The organism is Pseudomonas sp. OVF7, assembly GCF_030644265.1.
Classification (GTDB): Bacteria; Pseudomonadota; Gammaproteobacteria; order Pseudomonadales; family Pseudomonadaceae; genus Aquipseudomonas; species Aquipseudomonas gorinensis.
In genome coordinates, this window is the sequence record NZ_CP128996.1 from 6960425 (window position 1) to 6986966 (window position 26542).

At 63.0% G+C, this 26542-nt stretch carries 26 protein-coding genes and 2 pseudogenes; 16 read left to right on the plus strand and 12 right to left on the minus strand.

Features of this window, described 5'->3' with window-relative positions; all coding sequences use genetic code 11:
- Nucleotides 1-93: 93 nt before the first annotated feature.
- The 7 genes and pseudogenes from QU606_RS33155 (at nt 94) to QU606_RS31720 (ending at nt 6429) form a co-directional block, all read left to right on the plus strand.
- Nucleotides 94-300, plus strand: coding sequence for a hypothetical protein (locus tag QU606_RS33155; protein ID WP_370531133.1), 207 nt, complete (start codon nt 94-96; stop codon nt 298-300).
- A 121-nt stretch (nt 301-421) separates the two neighbouring features.
- A pseudogene (locus QU606_RS31695) lies at nt 422-772 on the plus strand (terminase).
- Nucleotides 773-789: 17 nt separating this feature from the next.
- Nucleotides 790-1182 (plus strand): annotated as a pseudogene (locus QU606_RS31700) (Fic family protein); the annotation flags it as partial.
- 74 nt (nt 1183-1256) lie between these two features.
- Nucleotides 1257-1499, plus strand: a complete 243-nt coding sequence (locus QU606_RS31705; protein WP_003176346.1) for an exodeoxyribonuclease VII small subunit — start codon at nt 1257-1259, stop codon at nt 1497-1499.
- The gene (ispA, locus tag QU606_RS31710) at nt 1496-2383 is read left to right on the plus strand and encodes a (2E,6E)-farnesyl diphosphate synthase (RefSeq protein WP_069077095.1); all 888 of its coding nucleotides are present in this window, start codon (nt 1496-1498) and stop codon (nt 2381-2383) included. Before QU606_RS31705 ends, ispA begins: the two co-directional genes overlap by 4 nt.
- A gap of 110 nt (nt 2384-2493) precedes the next feature.
- Nucleotides 2494-4392 (plus strand): 1-deoxy-D-xylulose-5-phosphate synthase, encoded by a 1899-nt coding sequence (gene dxs / locus QU606_RS31715; protein WP_024077641.1) that lies wholly within the window; start codon nt 2494-2496, stop codon nt 4390-4392.
- 141 nt (nt 4393-4533) lie between these two features.
- Nucleotides 4534-6429, plus strand: coding sequence for a TonB-dependent receptor domain-containing protein (locus tag QU606_RS31720; RefSeq protein ID WP_024077642.1), 1896 nt, complete (start codon nt 4534-4536; stop codon nt 6427-6429).
- A gap of 21 nt (nt 6430-6450) precedes the next feature.
- On the opposite strand, the gene QU606_RS31725 is transcribed toward QU606_RS31720, so the two are convergent.
- From QU606_RS31725 to nrdR, 10 genes are all read right to left on the minus strand, one after another.
- Nucleotides 6451-7251, minus strand: a complete 801-nt coding sequence (locus QU606_RS31725) for a cobalamin-binding protein (RefSeq protein ID WP_304997988.1) — start codon at nt 7249-7251, stop codon at nt 6451-6453.
- Nucleotides 7248-7667, minus strand: coding sequence for a nuclear FMR1 interacting 1 family protein (locus tag QU606_RS31730; protein WP_150055632.1), 420 nt, complete (start codon nt 7665-7667; stop codon nt 7248-7250). The genes QU606_RS31725 and QU606_RS31730 overlap by 4 nt, the downstream gene beginning before the upstream one ends.
- A complete protein-coding gene (gene ribA / locus QU606_RS31735) occupies nt 7664-8281 on the minus strand; it encodes a GTP cyclohydrolase II (protein ID WP_024077645.1) in 618 nt (205 codons plus the stop codon). The genes QU606_RS31730 and ribA overlap by 4 nt, the downstream gene beginning before the upstream one ends.
- 266 nt (nt 8282-8547) lie before the next feature.
- Nucleotides 8548-9513 (minus strand): thiamine-phosphate kinase, encoded by a 966-nt coding sequence (thiL, locus tag QU606_RS31740; protein WP_150295752.1) that lies wholly within the window; start codon nt 9511-9513, stop codon nt 8548-8550.
- Between the two features lie 18 nt (nt 9514-9531).
- On the minus strand, nt 9532-10032 hold the full coding sequence (gene nusB, locus QU606_RS31745; RefSeq protein ID WP_024077647.1) for a transcription antitermination factor NusB: 501 nt from the start codon (nt 10030-10032) through the stop codon (nt 9532-9534).
- A complete protein-coding gene (gene ribE / locus QU606_RS31750) occupies nt 10029-10505 on the minus strand; it encodes a 6,7-dimethyl-8-ribityllumazine synthase (protein WP_003194576.1) in 477 nt (158 codons plus the stop codon). Before ribE ends, nusB begins: the two co-directional genes overlap by 4 nt.
- A gap of 88 nt (nt 10506-10593) precedes the next feature.
- Nucleotides 10594-11685: a bifunctional 3,4-dihydroxy-2-butanone-4-phosphate synthase/GTP cyclohydrolase II gene (gene ribBA / locus QU606_RS31755; RefSeq protein WP_024077648.1), complete on the minus strand. Its 1092-nt coding sequence runs from the start codon at nt 11683-11685 to the stop codon at nt 10594-10596.
- 15 nt (nt 11686-11700) lie between these two features.
- Nucleotides 11701-12363 (minus strand): riboflavin synthase, encoded by a 663-nt coding sequence (locus QU606_RS31760; protein WP_024077649.1) that lies wholly within the window; start codon nt 12361-12363, stop codon nt 11701-11703.
- A 47-nt stretch (nt 12364-12410) separates the two neighbouring features.
- Nucleotides 12411-13547 (minus strand): bifunctional diaminohydroxyphosphoribosylaminopyrimidine deaminase/5-amino-6-(5-phosphoribosylamino)uracil reductase RibD, encoded by a 1137-nt coding sequence (gene ribD, locus QU606_RS31765; protein WP_024077650.1) that lies wholly within the window; start codon nt 13545-13547, stop codon nt 12411-12413.
- Entirely contained in the window at nt 13544-14008 is a 465-nt protein-coding gene (nrdR, locus tag QU606_RS31770) for a transcriptional regulator NrdR (protein ID WP_041161032.1), read from the minus strand. Before nrdR ends, ribD begins: the two co-directional genes overlap by 4 nt.
- 139 nt (nt 14009-14147) lie before the next feature.
- On the opposite strand from nrdR, the gene QU606_RS31775 reads away from it, so the two are divergent.
- The 3 genes from QU606_RS31775 (at nt 14148) to trxA (ending at nt 16492) form a co-directional block, all read left to right on the plus strand.
- The gene (locus QU606_RS31775) at nt 14148-14603 is read left to right on the plus strand and encodes a YbaY family lipoprotein (protein ID WP_024077652.1); all 456 of its coding nucleotides are present in this window, start codon (nt 14148-14150) and stop codon (nt 14601-14603) included.
- Nucleotides 14600-15253: a methyltransferase gene (locus tag QU606_RS31780; RefSeq protein ID WP_304997989.1), complete on the plus strand. Its 654-nt coding sequence runs from the start codon at nt 14600-14602 to the stop codon at nt 15251-15253. Before QU606_RS31775 ends, QU606_RS31780 begins: the two co-directional genes overlap by 4 nt.
- A 366-nt stretch (nt 15254-15619) precedes the next feature.
- Nucleotides 15620-16492, plus strand: a complete 873-nt coding sequence (gene trxA / locus QU606_RS31785) for a thioredoxin (RefSeq protein WP_024077654.1) — start codon at nt 15620-15622, stop codon at nt 16490-16492.
- Nucleotides 16493-16593: 101 nt separating this feature from the next.
- Here the strand turns inward: trxA and QU606_RS31790 are convergent, their stop codons facing one another.
- A complete protein-coding gene (locus tag QU606_RS31790; RefSeq protein WP_024077655.1) occupies nt 16594-16944 on the minus strand; it encodes a hypothetical protein in 351 nt (116 codons plus the stop codon).
- 131 nt (nt 16945-17075) lie between these two features.
- On the opposite strand from QU606_RS31790, the gene QU606_RS31795 reads away from it, so the two are divergent.
- From QU606_RS31795 to QU606_RS31815, 5 genes are all read left to right on the plus strand, one after another.
- The gene (locus QU606_RS31795) at nt 17076-17675 is read left to right on the plus strand and encodes a DUF2796 domain-containing protein (RefSeq protein ID WP_304997990.1); all 600 of its coding nucleotides are present in this window, start codon (nt 17076-17078) and stop codon (nt 17673-17675) included.
- A 70-nt stretch (nt 17676-17745) separates the two neighbouring features.
- Nucleotides 17746-18456, plus strand: a complete 711-nt coding sequence (locus QU606_RS31800; protein WP_024077657.1) for an ABC transporter ATP-binding protein — start codon at nt 17746-17748, stop codon at nt 18454-18456.
- A 1-nt stretch (nt 18457) separates the two neighbouring features.
- A complete protein-coding gene (locus tag QU606_RS31805; protein WP_024077658.1) occupies nt 18458-19723 on the plus strand; it encodes an ABC transporter permease in 1266 nt (421 codons plus the stop codon).
- An 11-nt stretch (nt 19724-19734) separates the two neighbouring features.
- Nucleotides 19735-20256 (plus strand): DUF3299 domain-containing protein, encoded by a 522-nt coding sequence (locus tag QU606_RS31810; protein ID WP_041161033.1) that lies wholly within the window; start codon nt 19735-19737, stop codon nt 20254-20256.
- A gap of 94 nt (nt 20257-20350) precedes the next feature.
- On the plus strand, nt 20351-21052 hold the full coding sequence (locus QU606_RS31815) for an OmpW family protein (RefSeq protein WP_024077660.1): 702 nt from the start codon (nt 20351-20353) through the stop codon (nt 21050-21052).
- Nucleotides 21053-21189: 137 nt separating this feature from the next.
- On the opposite strand, the gene QU606_RS31820 is transcribed toward QU606_RS31815, so the two are convergent.
- On the minus strand, nt 21190-22074 hold the full coding sequence (locus QU606_RS31820; RefSeq protein ID WP_024077661.1) for a sugar nucleotide-binding protein: 885 nt from the start codon (nt 22072-22074) through the stop codon (nt 21190-21192).
- Nucleotides 22075-22284: 210 nt separating this feature from the next.
- On the opposite strand from QU606_RS31820, the gene QU606_RS31825 reads away from it, so the two are divergent.
- Entirely contained in the window at nt 22285-26532 is a 4248-nt protein-coding gene (locus QU606_RS31825) for a DEAD/DEAH box helicase (RefSeq protein WP_304997991.1), read from the plus strand.
- Nucleotides 26533-26542: the final 10 nt, after the last annotated feature.

A 26542-nucleotide genomic window follows, 5' to 3' on the forward strand; every position in this document is an offset into this window, starting at 1 on the left:
CGATCGACCTTCTGTGGGACTAGGATTCGACATACCTGACTTTCCTGACATATTGCCAAAAAAATGGGAAGGCAAGGCTACAACACCTGCAGGATGGGGATAGACTGTTATGGCATTCACAGCCTAAAAATACAAAACATTCCTGTTCGGGAGGTATTTTTTGTCAAAATCACCAAGGAAAATAATCAGTTTTATTTTCAGGCGACTAATAAGAACTTTTTAATTGAATTCAAAGCTAAATCCATTTCACTTGTGGACCCAAATGTTTACATAAATGGGCCAGATGATTATTTTTTCTAGACAGTCACAACTTCTGAATACGTGCCCCCTATGGCCTCCATAGCCAATGCCAATTCGCTCCCCCGCCCACCTCCACCGAAACTCTCCCCATGTTGTTTCAACGGACAGAGGATTCACCATCATGGGCAAACGTCATCCCAATCTCCCCGCCTGGCAATGGCGCAACTACCCTCAAAACCATCAGCACCCGACCAACCTGGCGCTGCACTTGATCGCCGTGCCGCTGTTTATCATCGGCTTCCTGTTGATCGTTTCCGGAGTGTTCAGCCTGAGCTTGGCCAGTTTCGCCGTTGGTGCAGTTGGCATCCTGGCTGGCCTGGCGCTGCAGGGCCAGGGCCATAGCCTGGAAGCTTAGGCCTGCGAGTCATTCAGTGATCGCAAAGATGCGGTACAGCCCCCAGTGGCCGAGCAGTTCGTGACCTTCTCACACTTTGTGTTGAGCGGTGGCTGGCGTCAGCGCCACCACCACTGATAGCCGGCTTAGGCGAAGACCGCACCGGCTATTACAACGCGCTGGAATCCAGCCAGAAGGCCTCACTGGATATCACGGACTGGCTGGAGTGGTTCCTTAAAACCCTGTTACGCAGCGTGCAGCAGGCCATGGCGCGGATTGACCGAGTGCTGGAAAAGAGTCGGTTCTGGCAGCAACACCGCGACCTCCCTTTGTCGGCTGAACAGATCAAGGTCCTCAATCGCCTGCTCGACGGTGGTGAGAAGGGCTTCGAACACGGCATCAGCGCTGCGCAGTACCAGGCGGTCGCAAAGGTCTCCAAGGCGACAGCGACGCGACACCTGACCGACCTGCTGGAAAAAAACTGCCTGGTCCGCCTCCCCGGAGGCGGCCGCAGCACGCGATATCAGGTCAATACAGGGGGCGAGTGACACCCCACTCATTTGCCCCCATCCCCCATGTCTGCTAGTGTCGCGCCGGTTTACCGTCTACCGGAATAGCCGCCATGGCCCGCAAAAAAGTTGCACTCGATTTCGAACAATCCCTCGCCGACCTGCAAACATTGGTCGAGCGTCTGGAGAACGGCGAGTTGTCGCTGGAGGACTCGCTGACGGCGTTTGAGCAAGGCATCGGCCTGACCCGTGACTGCCAGAGCGCGTTGGCGCAGGCGGAGCAGAAGGTCCAGGTGTTGCTGGAGCGCGACGGGGAGTTGGCCGAAGAACCTTTCGATGCGGAACAGCCGGAATGATCGACGCGTATCAGGCCAGCAGCCAAGCCCGGGTGAATGCGGCGCTGGAGCCCTTGTTTGTTGCGCCAAGCCCGGAAATGAAGCGTCTCTATGAAGCCATGCGCTACAGCGTGATGAATGGCGGCAAGCGTGTGCGCCCGTTGCTGGCGTATGCGGCCTGTGAAGCCTTGGGCGCACCGGCCGAAGAGGCGAATGGCGCGGCGTGTGCGGTTGAGTTGATTCACGCGTATTCCCTGGTGCATGACGATTTGCCGGCGATGGACGACGACGATCTGCGTCGTGGCCAACCCACCACCCATAAAGCCTTTGATGAAGCCTATGCGATCCTGGCCGGCGACGGTTTGCAGAGCCTGGCGTTCAGCGCCTTGCTGGACCCGGCGCTGAGCAGCGTCAATGCCGAGATCCGCCTGCGTATGGTGACCGCGTTGGCCCTGGCTGCGGGCCCGGCCGGCATGGTCGGCGGGCAGGCGATCGACATGGGGTCGGTCAGCCTCAAGCTGGATCAGCAAGCCCTCGAACATATGCATCGCCACAAGACCGGCGCATTGATAGAAGCTGCCGTGCACCTCGGTGCCCTGGCCAGTGGCCGGGCCGAAGCGCCGCAGTTGGCGGCCTTGCAAACCTATTCCCGGGCCATCGGCCTGGCGTTCCAGGTACAGGACGACATTCTCGACGTGGAAAGTGACACCGCCACCCTGGGCAAACGCCAGGGTGCGGATATCGCACGGGACAAACCGACTTATCCTGCATTGCTCGGGCTTGAAGCTGCCAAGGCGTATGCCATCGAGCTACGCGACCAGGCCCTGGCCGCCCTGCGACCTTTCGACGCGGCAGCCGAGCCGCTGCGGCACCTGGCGCGGTATATCGTCGAACGTCGGCACTGATAACTGCGGCCATTGCAGCCGCATATCAGCCAAGTTCGGCGCTCTGCGTGGGCAGTTTGCGATGCTTGAGGTAAACTGCCGCCTCTTCTATACCTATAACGATTCGCCTGATGCCCACGACGTTTCAAGAGATTCCCCGCAAACGCCCGTCCACGCCCCTGCTCGACCGTGCTGCCACGCCGGACGGCCTGCGTCGTCTGGGTGAAGCCGAGCTGGAAACCCTGGCCGATGAGTTGCGCCTGGAATTGCTCTACACGGTCGGCCAGACCGGTGGGCATTTCGGTGCAGGCCTGGGCGTCATCGAGCTGACCATCGCGCTGCATTACGTGTTCGACACCCCGGACGACCGGCTGGTGTGGGACGTGGGTCACCAGGCGTATCCGCATAAGATCCTCACGGGCCGCCGCGAGCGCATGAGCACCCTGCGCCAGAAGGACGGCATTGCTGCCTTCCCGCGTCGTTCCGAGAGCGAGTACGACACCTTTGGTGTCGGCCACTCGAGCACCTCCATCAGTGCAGCGCTGGGCATGGCGATTGCCGCCCGCCTGCAAGGCAGCGATCGCAAGGCGATTGCCGTGATTGGTGATGGTGCACTGACCGCCGGCATGGCCTTCGAGGCGCTCAACCACGCGCCGGAAGTGGATGCCAATATGTTGGTGATCCTCAACGACAACGACATGTCGATCTCGCGCAATGTCGGTGGCTTGTCCAATTACCTGGCCAAGATCCTCTCCAGCCGTACCTACGCAAGCATGCGCGAAGGCAGCAAGAAAGTGCTGTCACGCCTGCCCGGCGCGTGGGAAATCGCGCGGCGCACCGAGGAATATGCCAAGGGCATGCTGGTGCCCGGCACGCTGTTCGAGGAACTGGGCTGGAACTACATCGGCCCGATCGACGGCCACGACCTGCCGACCCTGATCGCCACGTTGCGCAACATGCGTGACCTCAAGGGCCCGCAATTCCTGCATATCGTTACCAAGAAGGGCAAAGGCTTCGCCCCGGCCGAAGTCGACCCGATTGGCTACCACGCCATCACCAAGCTCGAACCCCTGGACGCCCCCGCCGCCGCACCGAAAAAGGCCAGTGGGCCGAAGTATTCCGGAGTGTTCGGCGAATGGCTGTGCGACATGGCCGCTGCCGACCCGCGCCTGGTGGGGATTACCCCGGCGATGAAGGAAGGCTCCGACCTGGTGGCCTTCAGCGAGCGTTTCCCGCTGCGTTACTTCGACGTCGCGATTGCCGAACAACACGCCGTGACCTTCGCTGCCGGCATGGCCTGTGAAGGCGCCAAGCCGGTGGTGGCGATCTATTCCACCTTCCTGCAACGCGGTTATGACCAGTTGGTGCATGACGTGGCGGTGCAAAACCTCGACGTGCTGTTTGCCATCGACCGCGCTGGCCTGGTCGGCGAAGACGGCCCGACCCACGCCGGCAGTTTCGACCTGTCCTACCTGCGTTGCATCCCCGGCATGCTGGTGATGACGCCGAGCGACGAGAACGAACTGCGCAAGATGCTCAGCACCGGCCACCTGTATAACGGCCCGGCCGCTGTGCGTTACCCGCGAGGCAATGGCCCGAACGCGGTGATCGAGAAAGACCTGGCGCCTATCGAGATCGGCAAAGGGATCCTGCGTCGCCAAGGCAGCAAGGCCGCCTTCCTGGTGTTTGGCGTGCAATTGGCCGAAGCGCTGAAAGTCGCCGAGAAGATCGATGCCACCGTGGTCGACATGCGCTTCGTCAAGCCGCTGGATGAAGCCCTGGTACGCGACATCGCCGCCAGCCATGAATTGCTGGTGACGGTTGAAGAGAACGCCATCATGGGCGGTGCCGGTGCCGCCGTCAGCGAGTTCCTGGCGCGCGAGAATATCCTCAAGTCGGTGTTGCACCTGGGCCTGCCGGATATGTACGTCGAACACGCCAAGCCGGCGCAGATGCTGGCGGAGTGCGGGTTGGACGAAGCAGGAATCGAAGCCTCCGTGCGCGAGCGTATGACCCTGCTGGGGCTGTAGAAACCGGCTCAACATGTGGGAGGGGGCTTGCCCCGATAGCGGCAGTTCAGTCAACTACGATGCTGACTGACAAGACGCCATCGGGGGCAAGCCCCCTCCCACATTTGATTTGCGTCACCTTCAAACGCCATGGACAGCCCCATGAGACATCTTCGCCTCGCCCTCCCCCTGCTGCTTCTGCCCTCCCCTGAATTGCTCGCCGACACCCGCGACGCTGCGCTGAAACTCCCCGATGTGGTCATCAGCGCCAACCGCCAGGTCCAGGCGCGCAACGACAGCAGCGCCGCCAACACCGTCTTCACCCGCGACGACATCGACCGCCTGCAACCCACCAGCCTGACCGACCTGCTCAGCCGCGTCCCCGGTGTGCAAGTTGCGCCCACCGGCGGCCGTGGCAGCCTTCCAGGCATTTACCTGCGTGGCACCAAGTCCGCACAAAGCCTGGTGCTGGTGGACGGCCAGCGCATCGCCAATACCACCTCCGGCGACAGTGGCCTGCAGTACCTGAACGTCGATCAGATCGAGCGGGTGGAAGTGCTGCGCGGTTCGCGCTCGGTGATCTACGGCAGCGACGCGATCGGCGGGGTGATCCAGGTGTTTACCCGGCGCAATGCCGAACAGGGCCTGCAACCACGCTTGAACCTGGGCTTGGGCAGCCACCAGTCCTGGGAGCGCAGCCTCGGATTATCCGGCGGTGATGAACACACTCGCTTCAACCTGGGCGCGAGCCTGGATGAAACCGCCGGCATCAATTCGACGCACACGTCATTCCCCAGCGATGGCGATCGGGATGCCTACCGCAACCAGTCCGTCAGCCTGAACCTCAGCCATGCCTTCAGTGAGGCGCTGGAGGTGGGTTTCAATCTCCTGGACAGCCGCGGCAAGTCGGAATACGACAACAGCTTCGGGCGCTACGACGCCGCCACCGGGCAGACCGTTGGCCAGAAACCCTACACCGACTACGCCGTGAGCAGCGCCAGCGGTTATGTCGACGCCGAACTCAATGAGCACTGGCAGTCGCGCCTGGAACTGGGCCATAGCGAGAACCGCGATACCAAGCGCGATACCCTCAGCGAGGATTTCAGCGTGTTCAATACCTACCGCGACTCGGTCAACTGGCAGAACGACCTGACGCTGGATGACCAGAACAGCCTGATCCTCGGCGGCGACTGGTACGAAGACCGCTTCCACGGTTCCACCTCCTTTACCGAAAACAGCCGCTGGAACCGCGCCGCCTTCGTGCAGCACCGCTTCCACGGCCAGGGGTTTTCCACCGAGCTGGGCCTGCGCCGCGACCAGAACCAGCAATTCGGCGCCCAGAACAGTTGGAGCGGCACCCTCACCGTGCCGATCAACCCGGACAATGATGTGCTGCTCAGCTACAGCGAGGGCTTTCGCGCGCCGACCTTTAACGACCTTTATTACCCGGACACCCAGTACAGCAACCCCAACCTGCAGCCAGAGACCTCAAAGAGTTACGAGTTGCAATGGCGCAGCCAGCTCAGCGACCGCACACGCCTGGAGGCCTCGCTGTATCGCACCGACTTGAGCGACGCCATCATTCTCGACCGCACCAGCAAGCCGCAGAACGTCGCCGCAGCGCGTATCAACGGCTTTGAGGGCGCACTCAAACAGGAACTGTTTGGCTGGCAAGGCAACCTGGGCGTCTCGGTCATCGACCCGCGTGACCGCAACACCGGCCACACCCTGGCCCGCCGTGCACGGCGCACCGTGAGCCTGGACCTGGATCGGCAATTCGATCAGTTCGGGGTCGGCGCGAGCTGGCAGGCGATCAGCAGCAGCTATGACGATGAAGACAATCGCCATCGCCTGGGCGGCTATGCCTTGTTGGGATTGCGCAGCAGTTGGGCAGTGAGCCGGGAAGTGTCGCTGTCGCTGAAGGTCGATAACCTGCTGGACAAGGCTTACGCGCGGGCGCGCTACAGCTATAACGATCCGGCATTCCTGAACAACCAGGACTATCGGGAAGAAGGTCGGGTGTGGAGGATTGGGGTGAGCTGGACGCCAGCGCTCTGAGCAAACATTCGAGGCCCGACCTCACAGGTTCGGCGCAATCACCTGGCACAACCGCGCCAGCGCCTCCAACATCTGCCCACTCGGCCGCTCCAGGCCTTTATCCGGCACTAACAACAAGCGCCCCTGCGCAACGGCAGCCACCTGCGGCCAGGCCTTCCAAGCCTCCAGCTGCGGCTGGTCACCCGCCAGGATCACCTCAGGATTACGCTGCAACACCGACTCGATGCTGACCTGCGGCGCGGGCAACTTCAGATCGTCGAACACATTGCGCGCGCCGCACACGCTGAGCGCATCGCTGATGATCTGCCCGCCGCCCACGGTGTACAGCGGCCGGTTCCACACTTGGTAAAACACGCGCAACGGTTCGGCACGCTGGTAGCGCTGGCGCAACTGAGCCAAGCGTTGGCGCAACTGGGCGGCCAATTGTCGACCGGTGTCGGCGCGCCCCAACTGCTCGGCGATGGCCTGCACCTGGGTGGTCAACTGTTCAAGGCTATGGGGTTCGGCGACGTACACCGGGATACTCAGGCGTTGCAATTGGTCTCGCTGCGCCGAATTGATGCTGCCGGGCCACAGCAGGATCAGGTCGGGCTTGAGGCTGAGCAGGCGCTCCATATTCAACTGCACGTACTGCCCCACCGACGGCACTGTCGCCAGCGCGGCTGGCCGATCGCCGCCATCCAGTACGCCCACCAAAAGGTCGGCAGCGCCCAGTTCAACCACGATTTCAGACAGGGATGGGGCCAGGCTGACCACCCGTTCGACCGCCAGGGCTTGGGCGCAGCACGCCAGCAGCAGGAGCGCCAGCCAGTGACGCATCATCCCAACTGACGCGGGATGCGATAGAGGTAAAACAGCACCAGGGTCGACAACGCCAGCAGAAACAGCGGCACCGCTTCCAGGCCGACGAACACCGCCAGTGCGCCAATCCAGGCCGGCACGGCAGCCACCAGCAACGCCGTGCGGCGCCGGGCCGCGAGGGTGATCCAGGCCGCGGGTTCTTCAGGGGTGTCGAGGGCTTTGGCGGTGGCGATCAGCGCGTGTTTATAGCCATGGAAAAAACGCAGGCTGAGAAACATCGAGGCCACACCGGCAATAAAGAACGGCATGGCCAGCACCGGCAGCAGGGATTCAGCGTGGCCAAAGACCAGGTTGATCACGAACAACGGCAGCAGCGCCAGGGCCAGGTACTGCCACCAGTTGAAGGACAGTCGCCGTTTTACCTGGCCTCGGGTCACGCGCGGTCGACCTCGCCCTGATGCTCGTTGCCCATCATGTGGTCGAGCTTGCTGGCCTTGGTGGCCAGGTAGAGTTTGTTGTGCGGGTTGTGCCCGGTGTGCAGCGGCACGCGCTCGGCCACGGTGATGCCCATCTCGGTCAAGGCTTTGACCTTGCGCGGGTTGTTGGTCATCAGGCGCAGGGATTTGACGCCCAGGTGCTCCAGCATCGGCAAGCAGATGCCGTAGTCCCGCTGGTCAGCGGCAAAGCCCAGGCGTTCGTTGGCTTCGACGGTGTCGGCGCCGCCATCCTGCAACTCGTAGGCGCGGATCTTGTTCAGCAGGCCAATGCCACGGCCTTCCTGGCGCAGGTACAGCAGCACGCCCCGGCCTTCACGGGCGATGGCTTGCATCGCGGCCTCCAACTGCGAGCCACAATCGCAGCGCTGGCTGAACAGCGCATCGCCAGTCAGGCACTCGGAGTGCACGCGGCCAAGTACCGGCGCGCCATCGGCGATATCACCCAGGCTGAGCACAACGTGCTCGCGCCCGGTTTCTTCTTCGAGAAAGCCATGCATGGTGAATGTGGCAAAAGGGGTAGGCAGCTTGGAAGCAGCGACGAAAACGACGGGCACCGTGTGCTCCTGATTTCAGATTTCACAGAGGCGGGCATTGTAACAGCACGTTCCTACAGACGCTTAAGCTGAATTATCGCTGATAAAGATCAATCGGTTCGATTGGCCTTCGTATCGGTTCTATGTGCAGGAACGAGGGGCCGCCTGGATCTTGCTCGCGAACCTCGTCAACGCTGACGCGCGCAGCCTGAATAAACGCGCTGTGCTTACGTTTTTCGCGAGCAAGCTCGCTCCTACAGGGCGCCTGGGACGGATGAGACGCCTGTTCAGGGCGTCTCGCGAAAGTGCTGATAGCCACGCACGGCTGGGGTGATGTCCTGCCCGTTCGCGTCGAGCAGCGTCACCCCCTGCCCCGCCTCGACCCGGCCGATCACATGCACCGGCCAGCCGCCCGCCAGCAACGGCGCCAGCTCGGTCGGCGGCAGAGTGAACACCAGCACGTAGTCATCGCCACCACTCAAGGCCGCCACTCGCGCGGCATCATCCCCCACAAACGCGAGCAGGGCCTTGGACAAAGGCAGCGCCTGGCGCTCGATCAGCAGGCTGACGGACGACGCCTTGGCGATATGCCCGCAATCGGCCAGGAGCCCGTCGGAAATATCCATGGCTGATGTGGCCTTGCCCCGCAGCGCCAGGCCCAGGGCCAATTGCGGTTGCGGCGACCAGTAATGCGCCAGCAGTGGATCGGCGATGGCCGCCTCGGCGCTGCGCTGGCCCAGCACCAACGGCAGGGCGCCGGCAGCATTGCCCAGTTCGCCGCCCACACACAGCAGGTCACCCGGACGTGCACCGCTGCGCGTCAACGCCTGCCCGGCCGGCACCCGGCCAAACACGGTAAGGGTCAGGCTCAGCGGCCCGCGCGTGGTGTCGCCGCCGACCAGGCCCACACCGCAGCTTTGCGCCATGGCGTTCAGCCCCTGGGCATAGCGTTGCAGCCAATCGGCATCGACCGTCGGCGTTGTCAGGGCAAGGGTAAACGCAAGGGGATGGGCGCCCATGGCGGCCAGGTCACTCACCGCCACGGCCAGCGAGCGCTGGCCGAGCAGGAACGGATCACAGGGGTCGGCAAAGTGCACGCCGGCCACTAAGGTATCGGTAGAGATTGCCAGTTGCTCCCCAACGGGGAGCGCCAGCAGGGCGCAGTCGTCGCCGATCCCCAGGGCAATGCCTTCGCCGCCCTGCGCACAGGGCGCGGCGGCGAAGTATTTACGGATCAGCTCAAACTCGCCCATCGGGAACTCAAGCGCGGATCAGCGCTTGTGTTCCTTCACTTCGGCTTCACGCAGGCGCGGAGCCAGTTTATCGAGCACACCGTTGACGAACTTGTGGCCGTCGGTCGAACCGTAGACTTTCGCCAGTTCGATGCCTTCGTTGATCACCACGCGGTACGGCACGTCGACGCGCTTGAGCAGTTCCCAGGTGGACAGGCGCAGTACGGCCAGTTCAACCGGGTCCAGTTCTTCGATGGTCAGGTCCAGGCACGGTGTCAGTGCAGTGTCGATCTCGGTCAGGTTGGCCGGGACGCCATGCAGGATGTCGTGGAAGTAGCTCTGGTCGGCGAAGGTGAAATCATTGTCGACACGAAATTGCGCTTCGATTTCATTCAGCGAGGTACCCGCCATGTGACGCTGGTACAGCGCCTGGGTAGCGAGTTGGCGAGCCGCACGACGCTTTTCGCTTTTCGATGGCTTGCCGGCATCCGCAGGACGCTCGTCGCGCGGGTTGAAACGATCGCTCTCGTCGGAAATCACTTGGCCTCCAACTGCGACAGCAGGCTGACCATTTCCAGGGCGGACAGGGCAGCTTCAGCGCCTTTGTTACCGGCCTTGGTGCCGGAACGCTCGATGGCTTGCTCGATGGAATCCACGGTCAGCACGCCGAAGGCAACCGGCACGCCGAACTCCATGGACACCTGGGCCAGGCCCTTGGTGCATTCGCCAGCGACGTATTCGAAGTGCGGAGTACCGCCACGAATGACCGCGCCCAGGGCGATGATCGCCGCGTATTCGCCCTGCTGCGCAACTTTTTGCGCAACCAGTGGAATTTCGAAGGCGCCAGGGGCGCGGATGAGGGTGATGTCGCTTTCGCTCACACCGTGGCGAACCAGGGCGTCCACGGCACCGCTTACCAGGCTTTCAACCACGAAGCTGTTGAAACGGCCAACCACCAGGGCATAGCGGCCTTTGGGGGCGATGAAGGTACCTTCGATGGTCTTCAGGGTCATTCGACAAATCTCTTAAAGAGCCGGGACGCGAAAAGTGCGTCCCTCAGTGATGATTTAACCGCGAACAAGGGGCGAAAATCGCCGGCCTTTATTCGGAGGGCACGTATTCTACAACTTCCAGGTCGAAACCGGATATCGCATTAAATTTCATCGGTGCGCTCATCAGGCGCATTTTGCGTACGCCGAGGTCGCGCAGGATCTGCGAACCGGCCCCGACGATGCTGTAGGTGGTCGGTGTCTTGACCTGGGTGTTCTCGGCGGTTTCACGAATATGCGCGAGCAATACGTCGCCATCCACCGGGTTGCCCAGCAGCAATACCACACCGCTGCCGGCCTCGGAAACCGCAGCCATGGCGGCGCGCAGGCTCCAACGACCGGGTTGCTTGACCATCAGCAGGTCACGCAGCGGGTCCATGTTGTGCACGCGCACCAAGGTCGGTTCTTCGGCGCAGATGGTGCCCAGGGTCAGCGCCATGTGCACATCGCCCTCAACGGAATCACGGTAGGTCACCAAATTGAATTGGCCCAGTTCGCTGTCCAGCGGCTGCTCGGCAATCCGCTGAACGGTACGTTCGTGGATCATCCGGTAGTGGATCAGGTCGGCGATGGTGCCGATCTTGAGGTTGTGTTCGGCGGCAAACGCCTCGAGCTCGGCGCGACGGGCCATGGTGCCGTCGTCGTTCATCACTTCGCAGATCACGCCGCTCGGCTCGAACCCGGCCATGCGCGCCAGATCGCACGCGGCTTCGGTGTGGCCGGCACGGGCCAGGGTGCCGCCCGGTTGAGCCATCAGCGGAAAAATGTGGCCAGGGCTGACGATGTCTTCGGCCTTGGCGTCTTTCGCGGCGGCCGCTTGCACGGTGCGCGCACGGTCGGCGGCGGAAATACCGGTGGTGACGCCGGTGGTCGCTTCAATCGACACGGTGAACTTGGTACCGAAACCCGAACCATTGCGCGGCGCCATCAACGGCAGCTTGAGCAACTCGCAGCGCTCGCGGCTCATGGGCATGCAGATCAGCCCACGGGCGTGCTTGGCCATGAAGTTGATGTGTTCGGCCTGGCACAGTTCGGCGGCCATGATGATATCGCCTTCGTTCTCGCGGTCTTCGTCATCCATCAGGATGACCATCTTGCCTTGGCGGATGTCTTCAACCAGTTCTTCGATGCTATTGAGCGCCACAGGGCACCCCCTTGGTCAGGATTTCAGGTAGCCGTTAGCGGCCAGAAAACTCTCAGTGATGTTCCCGGTTGCAGGCTCTGCGGCCTTATCGCCCAGCAACAGGCGCTCCAGGTAACGGGCAAGCAAGTCAACTTCCAGGTTCACCCGGCGACCCGGCTGGTACGACGCCATGATGGTTTCGCTCAGGGTGTGGGGAATGATGGTCAGTTCAAATTCAGCGCCGTTCACGGCGTTCACGGTCAGGCTGGTGCCGTCGACGGTGATCGAGCCTTTGTGGGCGATGTACTTGGCCAATTCTTTTGGCGCGCGGATGCGAAATTCCACGGCGCGTGCGTTTTCGCTGCGCGATACCACTTCGCCGACACCGTCGACGTGGCCGCTGACCAGGTGGCCGCCCAGGCGGGTGGTCGGGGTCAGGGCTTTTTCCAGGTTGACCGGGCTGCCAGCCTTGAGGTCGTTCATCGCGGTGCAGTCCAGGGTTTCCCGGCTGACGTCGGCGGCAAAGCCGTTGCCCGTCAGCTCGATGACGGTCAGGCACACGCCGCTGACCGCGATGCTGTCGCCCAATTTGACGTCGCCGAGGTCGAGCTTGCCGGTTTCAACCAGCAGGCGCACATCGCCGCCCTTGGGGGTCATGGCACGGATGCTGCCGATGGATTCGATAATGCCGGTGAACATGGCCTTCTCCTGGAAAACGGTACGGGCACTTGAGCGCCCGGTCAGAATTATACGCGCGCGGGTGGAAGCGGGATGGCAGTGACTCGCCAGTCGTCGCCTACAGCGCGCATTTCAGTGATCTTGAGTTGGGGGGCATCCGCCAGTTTCTCAAGCGGCCAGTCCAGCAAAGGCCGGGCGGCGGAGCCGAGGAACTTGCCGGCGACGAAAATCACGTATTCGTCGACCAGGCCCTGCTGGGCAAATGCACCCGCCAGGCTTGGGCCGGCTTCCACCAGCACTTCATTGACGCCACGGGCCGCCAGCGCCACCAGCGCCGAGCGTAGGTCAACCTGGCCATCGACGCCGGGCACCACCAGGCATTCGGGGCCACGGGGGAACTGGTTTTCCGCAGTGACGCAGGTAATGACCAGCGCCGGGCCGGCCTTGAAGAACGGCGCATTGAGCGGCACCCGCAGGCGGCCGTCGATCAGCACGCGCAACGGCGGGCGTGACATGGCCAGGGCGGTGGTGGCGTCATCCAGGCCCAATTCGGCGGCGCGCACGGTCAGGCGCGCACCGTCGGCCAATACCGTGTCGGCGCCGGTCAGCACCACACTGGCCTGGGCGCGCAGGCGCTGTACCGCGGCGCGGGCGGCGGGCCCGGTGATCCATTGGCTCTCGCCGCTGGCCATCGCAGTGCGGCCATCCAGGCTCATCGCCAGCTTGACCCGCACAAACGGCAGGCCGTGCTCCATGCGCTTGAGGAAGCCTTTATTGAGGGCGCGGGCTTCCCCTTCCAGCACACCGCTGTAGACCTCGATACCGGCCTGGGCCAGGCGCTGCATGCCGCGCCCGGCAACTTCCGGGTTAGGGTCCTGCATCGCCGCGACCACCCGCGCCAGCCCGGCACTCACCAGTGCGTCGGCGCAAGGCGGGGTATGGCCATAGTGGCTGCAAGGCTCGAGGGTCACATAGGCCGTGGCGCCTCGGGCTTTACCCCCGGCAGCGCGCAAGGCATGCACTTCGGCATGGGGCTCGCCGGTGCGCACATGCCAGCCTTCGCCGACGACCTGCCCATCACGCACAATCACGCAGCCCACTCGCGGGTTGGGATGGGTGGTGTACAGGCCATTACGCGCCAATTCGAGGGCGCGGGCCATGTAGTGAGCGTCGAGGACAGCCTGTTCAGCAGAAGGTGGGTTCATTTCTTGACCGGCTCACGGGCCAGGCGGTCGATCTCTTCGCGGAACTCATTGAGGTCCTGGAAGCGTCGATACACCGAGGCGAAACGGATATAGGCGACTTCGTCGAGCTTTTGCAGCTCGCCCATCACCAGCTCTCCAACCACCAGGCTCTTGACCTCGCGCTCGCCGGTCGCACGCAGCTTGTGCTTGATATGCACCAGCGCCGCCTCCAGCCGCTCGACACTCACCGGGCGTTTTTCCAGGGCGCGCTGCATACCGGCGCGCAATTTGTCTTCATCGAAAGGCTGGCGACTGCCGTCGGACTTGATCAGACGTGGCAATACCAGTTCGGCGGTTTCGAAGGTGGTGAAACGTTCACCGCAGGCCAGGCATTCGCGCCGGCGACGCACTTGATCGCCCTCGGCGACCAGACGTGAGTCAATGACCTTGGTGTCGTTGGCACCGCAGAAGGGACAGTGCATGGTGGCAGGCAACAAAAAAAGGGAGGGCCATGGTAGCGCATCCCCGTGGCAAGACAAGCCATAGCCTTTACGGTATATAGGCTGACTATTATGTTTCATACTTTTTAAGCCACGGATTTTGTCCTTTCTGGAGCCGTACATGCAGTTACGACCACTTGTTTTACTCACCCTGTTCAGTGTTCTGGTCGCCTGCAGCAGCGAAGCCCCGAAACCATCGACGCCACAACCGACGCCGCAGCAAGAGAAAAAAGTCCCAGGCATTGAAGACGTCGGCCCGCTGCCGGCCTATCAACGGGAAATCAACGGTACCCTCACCAACGTGCCCAGTGGCGCCGAGGTGGAGCTGGCGCTGCTGGTGATCGACGACCGCAGCCGCCCGCAACAACTGCTCGCCAGCAGCGTGCTCAGTGGCAACGGCAAGCCCCTGGCCTTCCGCCTGCGCTTCAACCCCGAAGCGTTCCCGGCCGGTGCACGGGTTGAGTTACGCGGCCGTGCCAGCCAGTCCGGCCAGCTGATCCTGCACCTGCCCGCCGTACGCATCACCCAGGCGATCACCCAGACCACCGGCCCCCTGCAACTCGTCAAGGCACCATGACGCCACCGCTGGACCTGCAACGCGCCCTGAGCGAACTGATCGGCGACGCGCACCTGGTGCCCTGCCCCCTGCCGGGCACCGAGCTGTCGTTGTGGCTGCTCGATGCCGACAATATGGACCGCGCCTTCAGCCCCGAAGAAACCCGGCGCATCCTGCATGAACCGCCCTACTGGAGTTTTTGCTGGGCCAGTGGCCTGGCACTGGCGCGGTACCTGGCAGCGAACCCGGAATGGGTGAAGGGCAAGCGCGTGCTGGATTTCGGCGCCGGCTCCGGTGTGGCCGGGATTGCGGCGGTCAAGGCGGGCGCGTTGGAAGTGGTTGCCTGCGACCTGGATCCGCTGGCGTTAGCGTCCTGCCGCGCGAATGCCGAACTCAATGGTGTGGAACTGAGCTACTCGGCGGACTTTTTCGCCGAAGCCGACCGCTTCGACCTGATCCTGGTGGCTGATGTGCTGTACGACCGCGCCAACCTGCCCTTGCTCGACCACTTCCTCAGCCGTGGCCGCGAAGCGCTGGTGGCGGATTCGCGAGTGCGGGACTTCCAGCACCCGGCCTATCAGCGGCTGGAGATACTCGATGCGCTGACGCTGCCGGACTTGGCCGAGCCTTGGGAGTTTCGCAAGGTGAGCCTGTACCATTCGCGAAGATAGCCCCCAATCGTCAGGCCATTTCCGACTTTTTTGAGCGTGAGGCTTCCTTCGGCGAAGCCCTTATGCGCAATGGCATCTACTCACTTTTTTATGAGCGCCCCTACTCTCTGTGGCGAGCGGGCTCGCCCCGCGTTGGGCTGCGCAGCAGCCCCAAAAAGAACGCTGCAGTGTGCCAGGCAGCTCCGGGGCTATGTTTGAGGGCTGCTGCGCAGCCCAACGCGGGACAAGCCCGCTCGCCACAGTCACAATGTTTCTCCTTAACTGACTGGCATTAGGGCTTGCGCTTGATCATCAGCACCCTGCTCCTTCCGGTAGCCTTCACCAGCCCTTATAGTTGCGCCATTCCCGCTTTATTCGAGACGCCCCATGAGTGAGCCCACGCCGTACATCTTCGATGTCACCACCGCCAACTTCGACCAGGCGGTGATCCAGAACTCCTTTGAAAAGCCCGTGCTGGTGGACTTCTGGGCCGAGTGGTGCGCGCCGTGCAAGGCGTTGATGCCGCTGCTGGCGCAGATTGCCGAGAGTTATCAGGGCGAGTTGCTGCTGGCCAAGGTCGATTGCGAGGCCGAGCAGGACATCGTCGCGCGTTTCGGTATTCGCAGCCTGCCGACGGTAGTGCTGTTCAAGGACGGCCAGCCGGTGGACGGGTTTGCCGGGGCACAGCCAGAGTCGGCAGTGCGGGCCATGTTGGAGCCCCATGTGCAGATGCCGCCGCCGGCTGCAGCGGACCCGCTGGAGCAGGCCCAGGCGTTGTTTGCCGAGGGCCGTATCAGCGACGCCGAAGCCGTATTGGTGACATTGCTGGGCGAGGACAATACCAACGCCGCCGCGCTGATTCTGTATGCCCGCTGCCTGGCCGAACGCGGTGAATTGGGCGAAGCCCAGACCGTGCTCGACGCCGTGAAGAGCGACGATCACAAGGCCGCCCTCGCCGGGGCCAAGGCGCAGATCACCTTCCTGCGCCAGGCGGGTGACCTGCCGGATGCCGCCGACCTGAAAAGCCGCCTGGCGCAAAACCCGCAGGACGATGAAGCGGCCTATCAGTTGACCATCCAGCAACTGGCACGCCAGCAGTACGATGCGGCGCTGGAAGGCTTGCTCAAGCTGTTCATCCGTAACCGCAGCTATGGCGAAGGCTTGCCGCACAAGACCTTGCTGCAGGTGTTCGAGTTACTGGGCAATGATCACCCGCTGGTGACCGTGTACCGTCGCAAGTTGTTCGCTGCGTTGTACTAGTCGCTCTGTAGGAGCGAGCTTGCTCGCGAAAAACGCCAGGGCGCCGCGTTCATCCAGAATACCCGCGTTATCGTTAACGACTTTCGCGAGCAAGCTTGCGCCTACAAGGGCTCAATCCAGGTATAGAGCGGCGTATCCCCGCCGCTGCTCACCTTGACCTTGGCGCTATGGCGCAGGCGCACCAGCAGACGCTTGCCCGCCGAGGCATCCCCCGCCAAACCTTCCAACTGGTCGAGCAGCTCCAGTCCATTGAGCTGCCCGGCATGACGCAAGAGGTCCTGGGCGTGTTGCCATAGGTCATCATTGTGCTTGACCGGAGCAACCGGTGCGGCCGCCGCGCTGTTCACTGGCGTCGCCTGTAGCTGCGCGCCGAGTCGCGCCCAATCGCCATCATCCAGCTCCAGGGTCAAATCCACCGGCAGGTCGCCGACGGTTCCACGAATTCGCAACATCGTCCTTACTCCTGCATTTTTCTGACGAGCATGCTCCCATGCGGCTTGCGCAACGCCAAGCGGACGGTCAAACTCTGCCAACTATTGTTATAAGATCACATAACAAAACTTTCATGTTCTGGAGCCTTGTCATGCGCCGTCTGATGCTTGCTTTGCCGTTCGCCTTGTTGCCACTGGCCGTCGCTCACGCCGCGGATGAACACGACCACGATCATGAGCACGGCAGCCTCGGTGCTCATGAACACGGGGTTGGCCGCCTCAACGCAGTCCTCGACGGCCAGGCCCTGGAGCTTGAACTGGACAGCCCGGCGATGAATCTGGTGGGCTTCGAACATGCGGCAACCAGCGCCGCCGACAAAGCCAAGGTCGCCGCCGCGCGCAAACAGCTGGAAAACCCGCTGGCCCTGTTCAACCTGCCCAAGGCCGCTGGCTGCGTGATCAGCACCCAGGAACTGAACAGCCCGCTGTTCGGCGACAAGCCGGAAGTGGACCATGATGATGACGATGATCACGACGCCAAAGACGGCGCCCATGAGCATCATCACGACCACAGCGAAATCCACGCCCACTACCAGTTCACCTGCGCCACGCCGACCGCCCTGAGCAATCTCGACCTGACGCAAGTGTTCAAGACCTTCCCCGCCACCCAAAAAATCCAGGTACAACTGATCGGCCCAAGCGGCCAGCAAGGTGTTGAAGCGACGGCGCAGGCAGCTACCCTGAAGTTCTGATTGGAATGCGCCCCCACAGGCGATCGGCGCCATTTTTCGTAACCTCGTTAGCAGGCGATACTGATTTCCCATGACTCAAGCGCTCATCGAACTGTCCGACCTGGGCTTCAACTGGCCAGGTCACCCCCAGTTGCTGGACATCCCCGCGTTCCGCCTGGAAGCGGGTGAAACCCTGTTCCTCAAGGGCCCAAGCGGCAGTGGCAAGACCACCCTGCTCGGCCTGCTGGGCGGTGTGCAGAAGCCCAGCCGAGGCAGCATCCGCCTGCTCGGGCAGGAGCTGACCGACCTTTCGGCCGGTGCCCGTGATCGCTTTCGCGTCGACCACACCGGCTATATCTTCCAGCAGTTCAACCTGCTGCCGTTCCTGTCGGTGCGCGAGAACGTCGAGCTGCCGTGCCACTTTTCCAAGCTGCGCGCGCAACGTGCGATCCAGCGTCACGGCAGCATCGACCAGGCCGCCGCGACCTTGCTGGCGCACCTGGGCCTGAAAGACCTCGACCTGCTGGAACGCCGCGCCGATTCGTTGTCCATCGGCCAGCAACAACGAGTCGCCGCCGCCCGCGCACTGATCGGCCAACCAGAACTGGTGATCGCCGACGAGCCCACCTCGGCCCTCGACTACGACGCCCGCGAAGCCTTCATCCAGCTGTTGTTCGCCGAATGCCGCGAAGCCGGTTCCAGTCTGTTGTTTGTCAGCCATGACCAGAGCCTGGCGCCGTTGTTCGATCGCAACCTGTCGCTGGCCGAACTCAATCGCGCCGCCACGCCCGCAGAGGTTTGAGATGTATTTGTTTCGTCTAGCCATGGCCAGCCTGGCTAACCGTCGCTTTACCGCGATCCTCACCGCCTTCGCCATCGCCCTGTCGGTGTGCCTGCTGCTGGCGGTGGAGCGCGTGCGCGTTGAGGCGCGCAACAGTTTCGCCAGCACCATCAGCGGCACCGACCTGATCGTCGGCGCGCGCTCCGGTTCGGTCAACCTGCTGCTGTATTCGGTGTTCCGCATCGGTAACGCCACCAATAACATCCGCTGGGACAGCTACGAACACTTCGCCGCCAACCCCCAGGTGAAATGGGCGATCCCGATTTCCCTCGGCGACTCCCACCGCGGCTACCGCGTGATGGGCACCAACGAATCGTACTTCGAGCACTATCAGTACGGGCGCAAGCAAAACCTCGAACTGGCCAGCGGCCGTGCCTTCGCCACCGACCCGTTCGAAGTGGTGCTAGGTGCCGAAGTGGCCGATGCACTGCACTACAAGCTGGGCGACAAACTGGTGCTGGCCCATGGCGTGGCAGCGGTCAGCCTGGTCAAGCACGACGACAAACCATTCACCGTGGTCGGTATTCTCAAGCGCACCGGCACGCCGGTGGACCGCACGCTGCATATCAGCCTCGGCGGCATGGAGGCGATCCATATCGACTGGCACAACGGCGTGCCGGCCCAGGGCAAAGGCCGCATCAGCGCCGACCAGGCACGCAACATGGACCTGACCCCGCAAGCCATCACCGCCTTTATGCTTGGCCTGAACAACAAGATTTCCACCTTTGCGCTGCAACGGGAGATCAATGAATTCCGTGGCGAGCCGATGCTGGCGATCCTGCCCGGCGTGGCGCTGCAAGAGCTATGGAGCATGATGGGCACCGCTGAAAAGGCGCTGTTCGTGATCTCGCTGTTCGTGGTGCTGACCGGTTTGATCGGCATGCTCACAGCGATCCTCACCAGCCTCAACGAACGTCGGCGCGAAATGGCGATCCTGCGTTCGGTGGGCGCGCGGCCCTGGCACATTGCGACGCTGCTGATCTTCGAAGCCTTCGCCCTGGCGCTGTCCGGTGTGATCGCCGGCGTGGGTTTGCTGTATGTATGCATCGCCGCGTCGCGCGGATATCTACAGGCCAATTACGGCCTGGACCTGCCGATGTCCTGGCCGAGCGAATATGAGTGGACGTTACTGGCCGGTATCCTTGCAGCGGCACTGTTGATGGGCAGCGTGCCCGCCTGGCGTGCCTATCGACAATCTTTGGCCGACGGCCTGTCCATACGTTTATGAGGAAGGCTTCGATGCGTCGTGCTCTGTTTGCGTTGTTGCTGCTGGTGGCTGTGCCCGCCTGGGCGGAGGATCAGCCCAGGGATCTATCCTGGCAGGAGATGATCCCGCCGGACGCGCCGCCGGAAATCCCCAACATGAAACCGCTGCACGACCTGTCGAACATGGCCGATGCCTTGTCCGTCGAAGCGGCGCCTGCGGCCAAGCAGGACTTGCCCAATGCGCCGGTGGTGCAAAGCCTCGACGGCCAGCATATTCGCCTGCCGGGTTACATCGTGCCGTTGGAAGTCAGCGAGGAAGGCCGTACCACCGAGTTCTTGCTGGTGCCGTATTTCGGTGCGTGCATCCACGTGCCGCCGCCGCCGTCGAACCAGATCGTGCACGTGAAAAGTGAGGTTGGGGTGAAGCTCGATGAGCTGTACCAGCCGTACTGGATCGAAGGGGCGATGCAGGTCAAGCCGTCGTCCAGTGAGCTGGCGGACGCCGGCTACCAGATGGATGCCGAGAAGATTTACCTCTACGAACTGCCGGAATAACGCTTATCACCCTTTCATTGAGCTGAGTCAAAAGTCCGAACGGAACGATCTTTACCATTGGACGTACAACTTTTAAACGTCCCTTGGAGCTCCCATGAACAACAAGTCTCTGCTCGGCGCGTCCCTCTTCGCGCTCGCCCTCGCGGCCCCCGTAGCCCACGCTCACGAAGCGGGCGACATTCTGGTTCGCGCTGGTGCAATTACCGTGAACCCGAAGGCCGACAGCGGCAGTGTCAAGGTAGACCAGGGCCCGCTGGCCGGTACCAACCTGGGCGGCAAGGCGACCATGGACAGCGACACGCAACTGGGTCTGAACTTCGCCTATATGTTCACCAGCCACTGGGGTATCGAACTGCTGGCGGCTACCCCGTTCGAGCATGATGTGAAGCTCAAGAACACGGCTCTCAGCGCCGCCAACGGCAAACTCGGCACCCTGAAACACCTGCCGCCAACCCTGAGCGTTGTGTACTACCCGCTGGACAGCAAGTCGGCGTTCCAACCGTATGTGGGTGCCGGTATCAACTACACCTGGATCTATGACGAACACGTCAGCAGCGGCGCCCAACAAGCTGGCTTCAGCAACTTCAAGGCCGATAACTCCTGGGGCTGGGCCGCGCAAATTGGTGCCGACTACATGATCAACGATAAGTGGATGATCAACGGCCAGGTGCGCTACATCGACATCAGCACCACCGCCACCGTTGAAAACAACGGAGTGGCCCCAGGCACTCGCGCCAAGGTTGATGTCGATGTCGACCCATTGGTCTACATGGTCGGTATCGGCTACAAGTTCTAAGCGAAGTCGAACAAACGCCACACAACCAATGTGGGAGGGGGCCTGCTCCCGATAGCGGTGGATCAGTCAATGAATCGGTTGACTGACACCGTGTTATCGGGGGCAAGCCCCCTCCCACATTTTTGCTTTGTGTGGTTTCAGCCGCGGCGGTAGAACCGGTCCAGCAACGCCGGCAACCCGGCCCGCCACGCCCGTGGCTTGATGCCAAAGGTATGCAGGATTTTCTTGCAGGCCAGCACCGCATGTTGCGGTTCGTCGCCCGCATCCGGCCGCGCCGCATGAGCCTGGGCGGTGGGCGATTCGATCGCCAGCGGATGAAAGTGACGCGCTTCGGTAAGAATCGCCTGGCCCAGCGCCAACGGAGTCGTCGCCTCGTGGCCGGCATAGTGATAGGTGCCCCATAGCGGCGCCGCGCAATCGAGTTGCTTGAGCACCGAAAGGATCACCCGCGCGGCATCGTCCACCGGGGTCGGATTGCCGCGCCGGTCGTCTGCCATCAGCAATTCCTCCGCTTTCTCCGCACGGGCCAGAAAACGCCCGAGGGTGCCGTCGACGCTGTCGTCCAGCAGCCAGCCGAACCGTAGCAGTACGTGTTGCGGGCAAGTGGCGCGCACGCTTTGTTCGATCCGCCACAACGCCTGGCCACGCAGGCCCAGGGGCACCGGTTCGTCTTTTTCGCTGTAGGCGGTGGCGCGGGAGCCATCGAACACGCGGTAGCTGGACGGTTGCAGCAGGGTAATGGTGTGGTGCTGGCACAGTTCGGCCAGACGTTCGATCGCATACTCCTGGGACGCCAGGCGGGTTTCGCTGACCGCCTCTGCCTGGAACCAATCGAAATAGTAGGCGAGGTTGATCAACGCATCGGGACGGGTGTCGTCGAGCAATTGGGTGAGGCTTGCGGCATCCCAGCCGTCTTGGGGCGGTTTGGGTGCGAGGAAACCGATGTCTTCCTCTGCACCGAGGCGAATCAGCGCCTGCCCGAGGGCATTCCCGCCGCCCAGTAACATAAGGCGCATTCGCATAGATTGAGCAGGCCCGGTCTGTTTGGAACGATGGTTATTGTCAGCCGCCTTGTGAGCGATGCTGTGGGTAGTTGCCAGAATCGTTGCATTTTGCGGGTTTGTAGCGCAACCGTCACTTATAAAGTGCGGGGTTGCACGTTGTTGGACGGCGGTGAGCAGGCTTGCCCCGCGTTGGGCTGCGCGGCGGCCCCAATGAGGTAGGATTGTTTTATGAACCTTCCTGAATCAACGGACACGGTATTGAACGGTTTCCACCCCGCCGTCAGCGCCTGGTTCCGTAGTACTTTTCCCTCGGTGACCCAGGCCCAGGCCGAGGCGTGGCCGTTAATCCGCCAGCGCCGCTCGACGCTGATCGCCGCGCCCACCGGTTCCGGCAAGACGCTGACCGCCTTCCTGGCCGTACTGGATGACCTGGTGCACCAAGGCCTGGCCAACGGCGGGCAGTTGCCGGATGAAACCCTGGTGGTGTACGTGTCGCCGCTCAAGGCGCTGTCCAACGATATCCAGATCAACCTGCAAAATCCGCTGGCCGGGATCACCGACCATCTGCAGCGCCTGGGCTTGCCACCGCTGGCGATCCGCACCGCCGTGCGCACCGGCGACACCCCGCAAAAAGACCGCGCACTGATGCGCAAGCGCCCGCCGCATATCCTGGTGACGACACCGGAATCGCTGTATGTGCTGCTGGGCTCGGACTCCGGCCGGCAGATGCTCGCCAGCACGCGCACGGTGATTGTCGATGAAATCCACGCCATCGCCGCCGGCAAGCGCGGTAGCCACCTGGCCTTGAGCCTGGAGCGCCTGCAAGGCTTGTGCGCCGAGCCGCTGACCCGCATTGGCCTGTCCGCCACGCAAAAGCCCATCGAGGCCGTGTCGCGCTTTCTGGTGGGCAGCGAGCGCCTGTGCGACATCGTCGATATCGGCCACGCCCGCCCCCGCGACCTGGATATCGAAGTGCCGCCGGTGCCACTGTCGGCGGTGATGGCCAACGATGTGTGGGAGCTGGTCTACGACCGCCTCGCCGCCCTGGCCCGTGAACACCGCACCACGCTGATTTTCGTCAACACCCGGCGCCTGGCCGAACGCCTGGCCCGGCACTTGAGCGAGCGCCTGGGCAAGAGCGCAGTGGCCGCCCACCACGGCAGCCTGGCCAAGGAGCTGCGCCTGGACGCCGAGCAACGCCTCAAGGCCGGCACCCTGCAAGTACTGATCGCCACCGCGTCCCTGGAGCTGGGGATTGATATCGGCGATGTCGACCTGGTGTGCCAGATCGGCTCGCCGGGTTCCATCAACGGGTTTCTGCAACGCGTTGGCCGCTCCGGGCACCAGGTTGGCGGCACGCCCAAGGGGCGCCTGTTCGCCACCACCCGCGACGACCTGATCGAATGCGCCGCGCTGCTCGACTGCGTGCGCCGGGGCGAACTCGACACCTTGCATATCCCGATTGCGCCGCTGGACGTACTGGCCCAGCAGATCATCGCCGAAGTCAGCGCCCAGGAATGGTCGGAACAGGCCCTGCTCGACCTGATCCACCGCGCCGCGCCCTACGCCGCGCTGGATGAGCACCATTACCAGGCGCTGTTGCAGATGCTCAGCGAGGGCTACAACGGTCGCCAGGGCATTCGCAGCGCCTACCTGCACCGCGACGCCTTGACGCGCACCTTGCGCGGCCGCCGGGGCGCCAGACTCACCGCAGTGACCAGCGGCGGCACCATCCCCGACAACGCCGACTACAGCGTGTTGCTCGAACCCCAGGGCCTGAATATCGGCAGCGTCAACGAAGACTTCGCGGTGGAAAGTATCGCTGGGGATATCTTCCAGCTCGGGAATACGTCCTACCGCATCCTGCGCGTCGAGGCCGGCAAGGTGCGGGTCGAAGACGCCCACGGCCAGCCGCCAAGCATTCCGTTCTGGCTGGGCGAGGCACCGGGGCGCAGCAACGAATTATCCGCCGCGGTGGCGCGCTTGCAGGGGCAATTGGACACGCTGCTCAGCGCTACCCCCGGCGACCTGCAAGGTGCACACGACTGGCTGACCGTCACCCTCGGCCTGAACCGCGCCAGCGCCGAACAAATCCTCGATTATCTGGCGCGCGCACGCCTGGCCCTGAGCGCATTGCCGTCCCAGGACACGTTGATCATGGAGCGCTTTTTCGACGAGTCCGGCGGTACCCAGTTGATCATCCACACGCCGTTCGGCAGCCGCGTCAACCGTGCCTGGGGCCTGGCCTTGCGCAAGCGTTTTTGCCGCACCTTCAACTTCGAACTGCAAGCGGCGGCCAGCGAGAATGCGATTGTGCTGTCGCTGTCCACCAGCCACAGTTTCGAGCTGGACGACGTCTGGCGCTATTTGAACAGCCACAGCGCCGAACACCTGCTGATCCAGGCCGTGCTTGATGCGCCGCTGTTCGGTGTGCGCTGGCGCTGGAACGCCGGGGTGGCCTTGGCGTTGCCGCGTTATACCGGGGGGCGCAAGGTGGCCCCCCAGATCCAGCGCATGAAAAGCGAAGACCTGATCGCCTGCGTGTTTCCCGACCAGATCGCCTGCCTGGAAAACCTCGCAGGCGAACGCGAAGTGCCTGAGCATCCGCTGGTGGAACAGACCCTCGATGACTGCCTGCACGAAGCCATGGACAGCGACGCCTGGCTGGCCCTGTTGCGGCGCATGGAGCGCGGCGAAGTGCGGTTGATCAGCCGCGACTTGCCGGCGCCCTCGCCCATGGCCGCCGAAATTCTCAACGCGCGCCCCTACACCTTTCTCGACGATGCCCCGCTGGAAGAACGCCGCACCCAGGCCGTACTCAACCGGCGCTGGAGCGACCCGCAAAGCACCGACGACCTCGGTGCGCTGGACGCGCAGGCCATCGACGGCGTGCGCGAAGAAGCCTGGCCGGCGCCCCAGGGCCTGGATGAAATGCATGAGGCGTTGATGAGCCTGGCGTGCATCGCCAGCCACGAAGTCACGCCACAGTGGGCGCAGTGGCTGCATGCCTTGGCCAAGTGTGGCCGCGCTTATTGTTTGTCGAACGGTCTTTGGGTGGCCGTGGAGCGCTTGAGTTGCGTGCAGACGATTTATCCCAACCACCTGCCGCTGCTACCGGGGTTCGATGAGCCCTGGACTCACGATGACGCGCTGGTGGAACTGCTGCGCGCGCGCCTGGCTGGCTTCGGCCCGCTGACGCTGATCGAAATTGCCGCGCCCCTCGGCCTGCCGGTGGCCGACATCGCCCAGGCCCTGGCACGCCTGGAGCAAGAAGGCTACGTGCTGCGCGGGCACTTCAGTCCCGGCATCGGCGAAGAACAATGGTGCGAACGGCACTTGCTCGCGCGGATTCATCGCTACACGGTCAAGCGCCTGCGCCGGGAAATAGAGCCGGTGGCGTTGCAGGATTTCATGCGCTTTCTGTTCGATTGGCAGCACCTGTCCAACAGCACCCGCGGCCAGGGCAGCGCAGTGTTGCCCCAGATTGTCGGGCAGTTCGAAGGCTACGCGGCGGCCGCCTCGGCCTGGGACAGTGACCTGCTCAGTGCGCGGATCAAGGATTACACTCCCACCTGGCTCGATGACCTCTGCCGCAGCGGCAGGCTGGTGTGGATACGCCTGAGCAATAAACCCGGCGCCATGGCGTTGCGCAGCACCCCGGTAGTGCTGTTGCCGCGCAGCCAGGTACCGCTATGGAGCGGGCTGACCGAACAGACGGACAGCACGACGTTGTCGCCCAAGGCACAAAAAGTCCACTTGGCCCTGCGCGAACACGGCGCGCTGTTTTTCGACGAACTGGTGCACGAAGCCCATCTGCTGCGCAGCGAACTGGAAGGCGCCCTACAGGAATTGGTCGGCGCCGGCCTGGTCAATGCCGACAGTTTTGCCGGGCTGCGCGCGCTGACCACGCCCGCCAGTAAACGCCAGGCGCGCAGCAGCCGACGTGGGCGCGGCGCATTGGTTGGCGGGATGGACGATGCCGGGCGTTGGGCGCTGATTCGGCGCCCGCCGGAAGCGGCCGCACCGCACTCCGCCGAGACGCTGGAACATGTGGCGATGACCCTGCTGCGGCGTTATGGCGTGGTGTTCTGGCGATTGCTGGAGCGCGAGGCGGATTGGTTGCCGAGCTGGCGCGAATTGCTGCGCACGTTCCATCGGCTCGAGGCGCGGGGTGAGATTCGCGGCGGACGGTTTGTCAGTGGCTTGGCCGGGGAACAGTTTGCCTTGCCGGAGGCGATCCCGTTACTGCGCGAAGTGCGGCGGCGGCCCCATGACGGTAGCTTGATCGCAGTGTGCGGCGCCGACCCGTTGAACCTGGTGGGCACGCTGTTGCCGGGCAGCAAGGTGCCGGCGGTGAGTGGGAATCGGCTTGTGTACCGGGACGGGTTGCCAGCGGCGGTGATGGTCGCCGGCAAGCAGCAGGTGTTGTTGGAGGTGGATCAGCAGGCGGTGCTGGAGAAGTTGATCAGGCATTGAGTCATAGTGA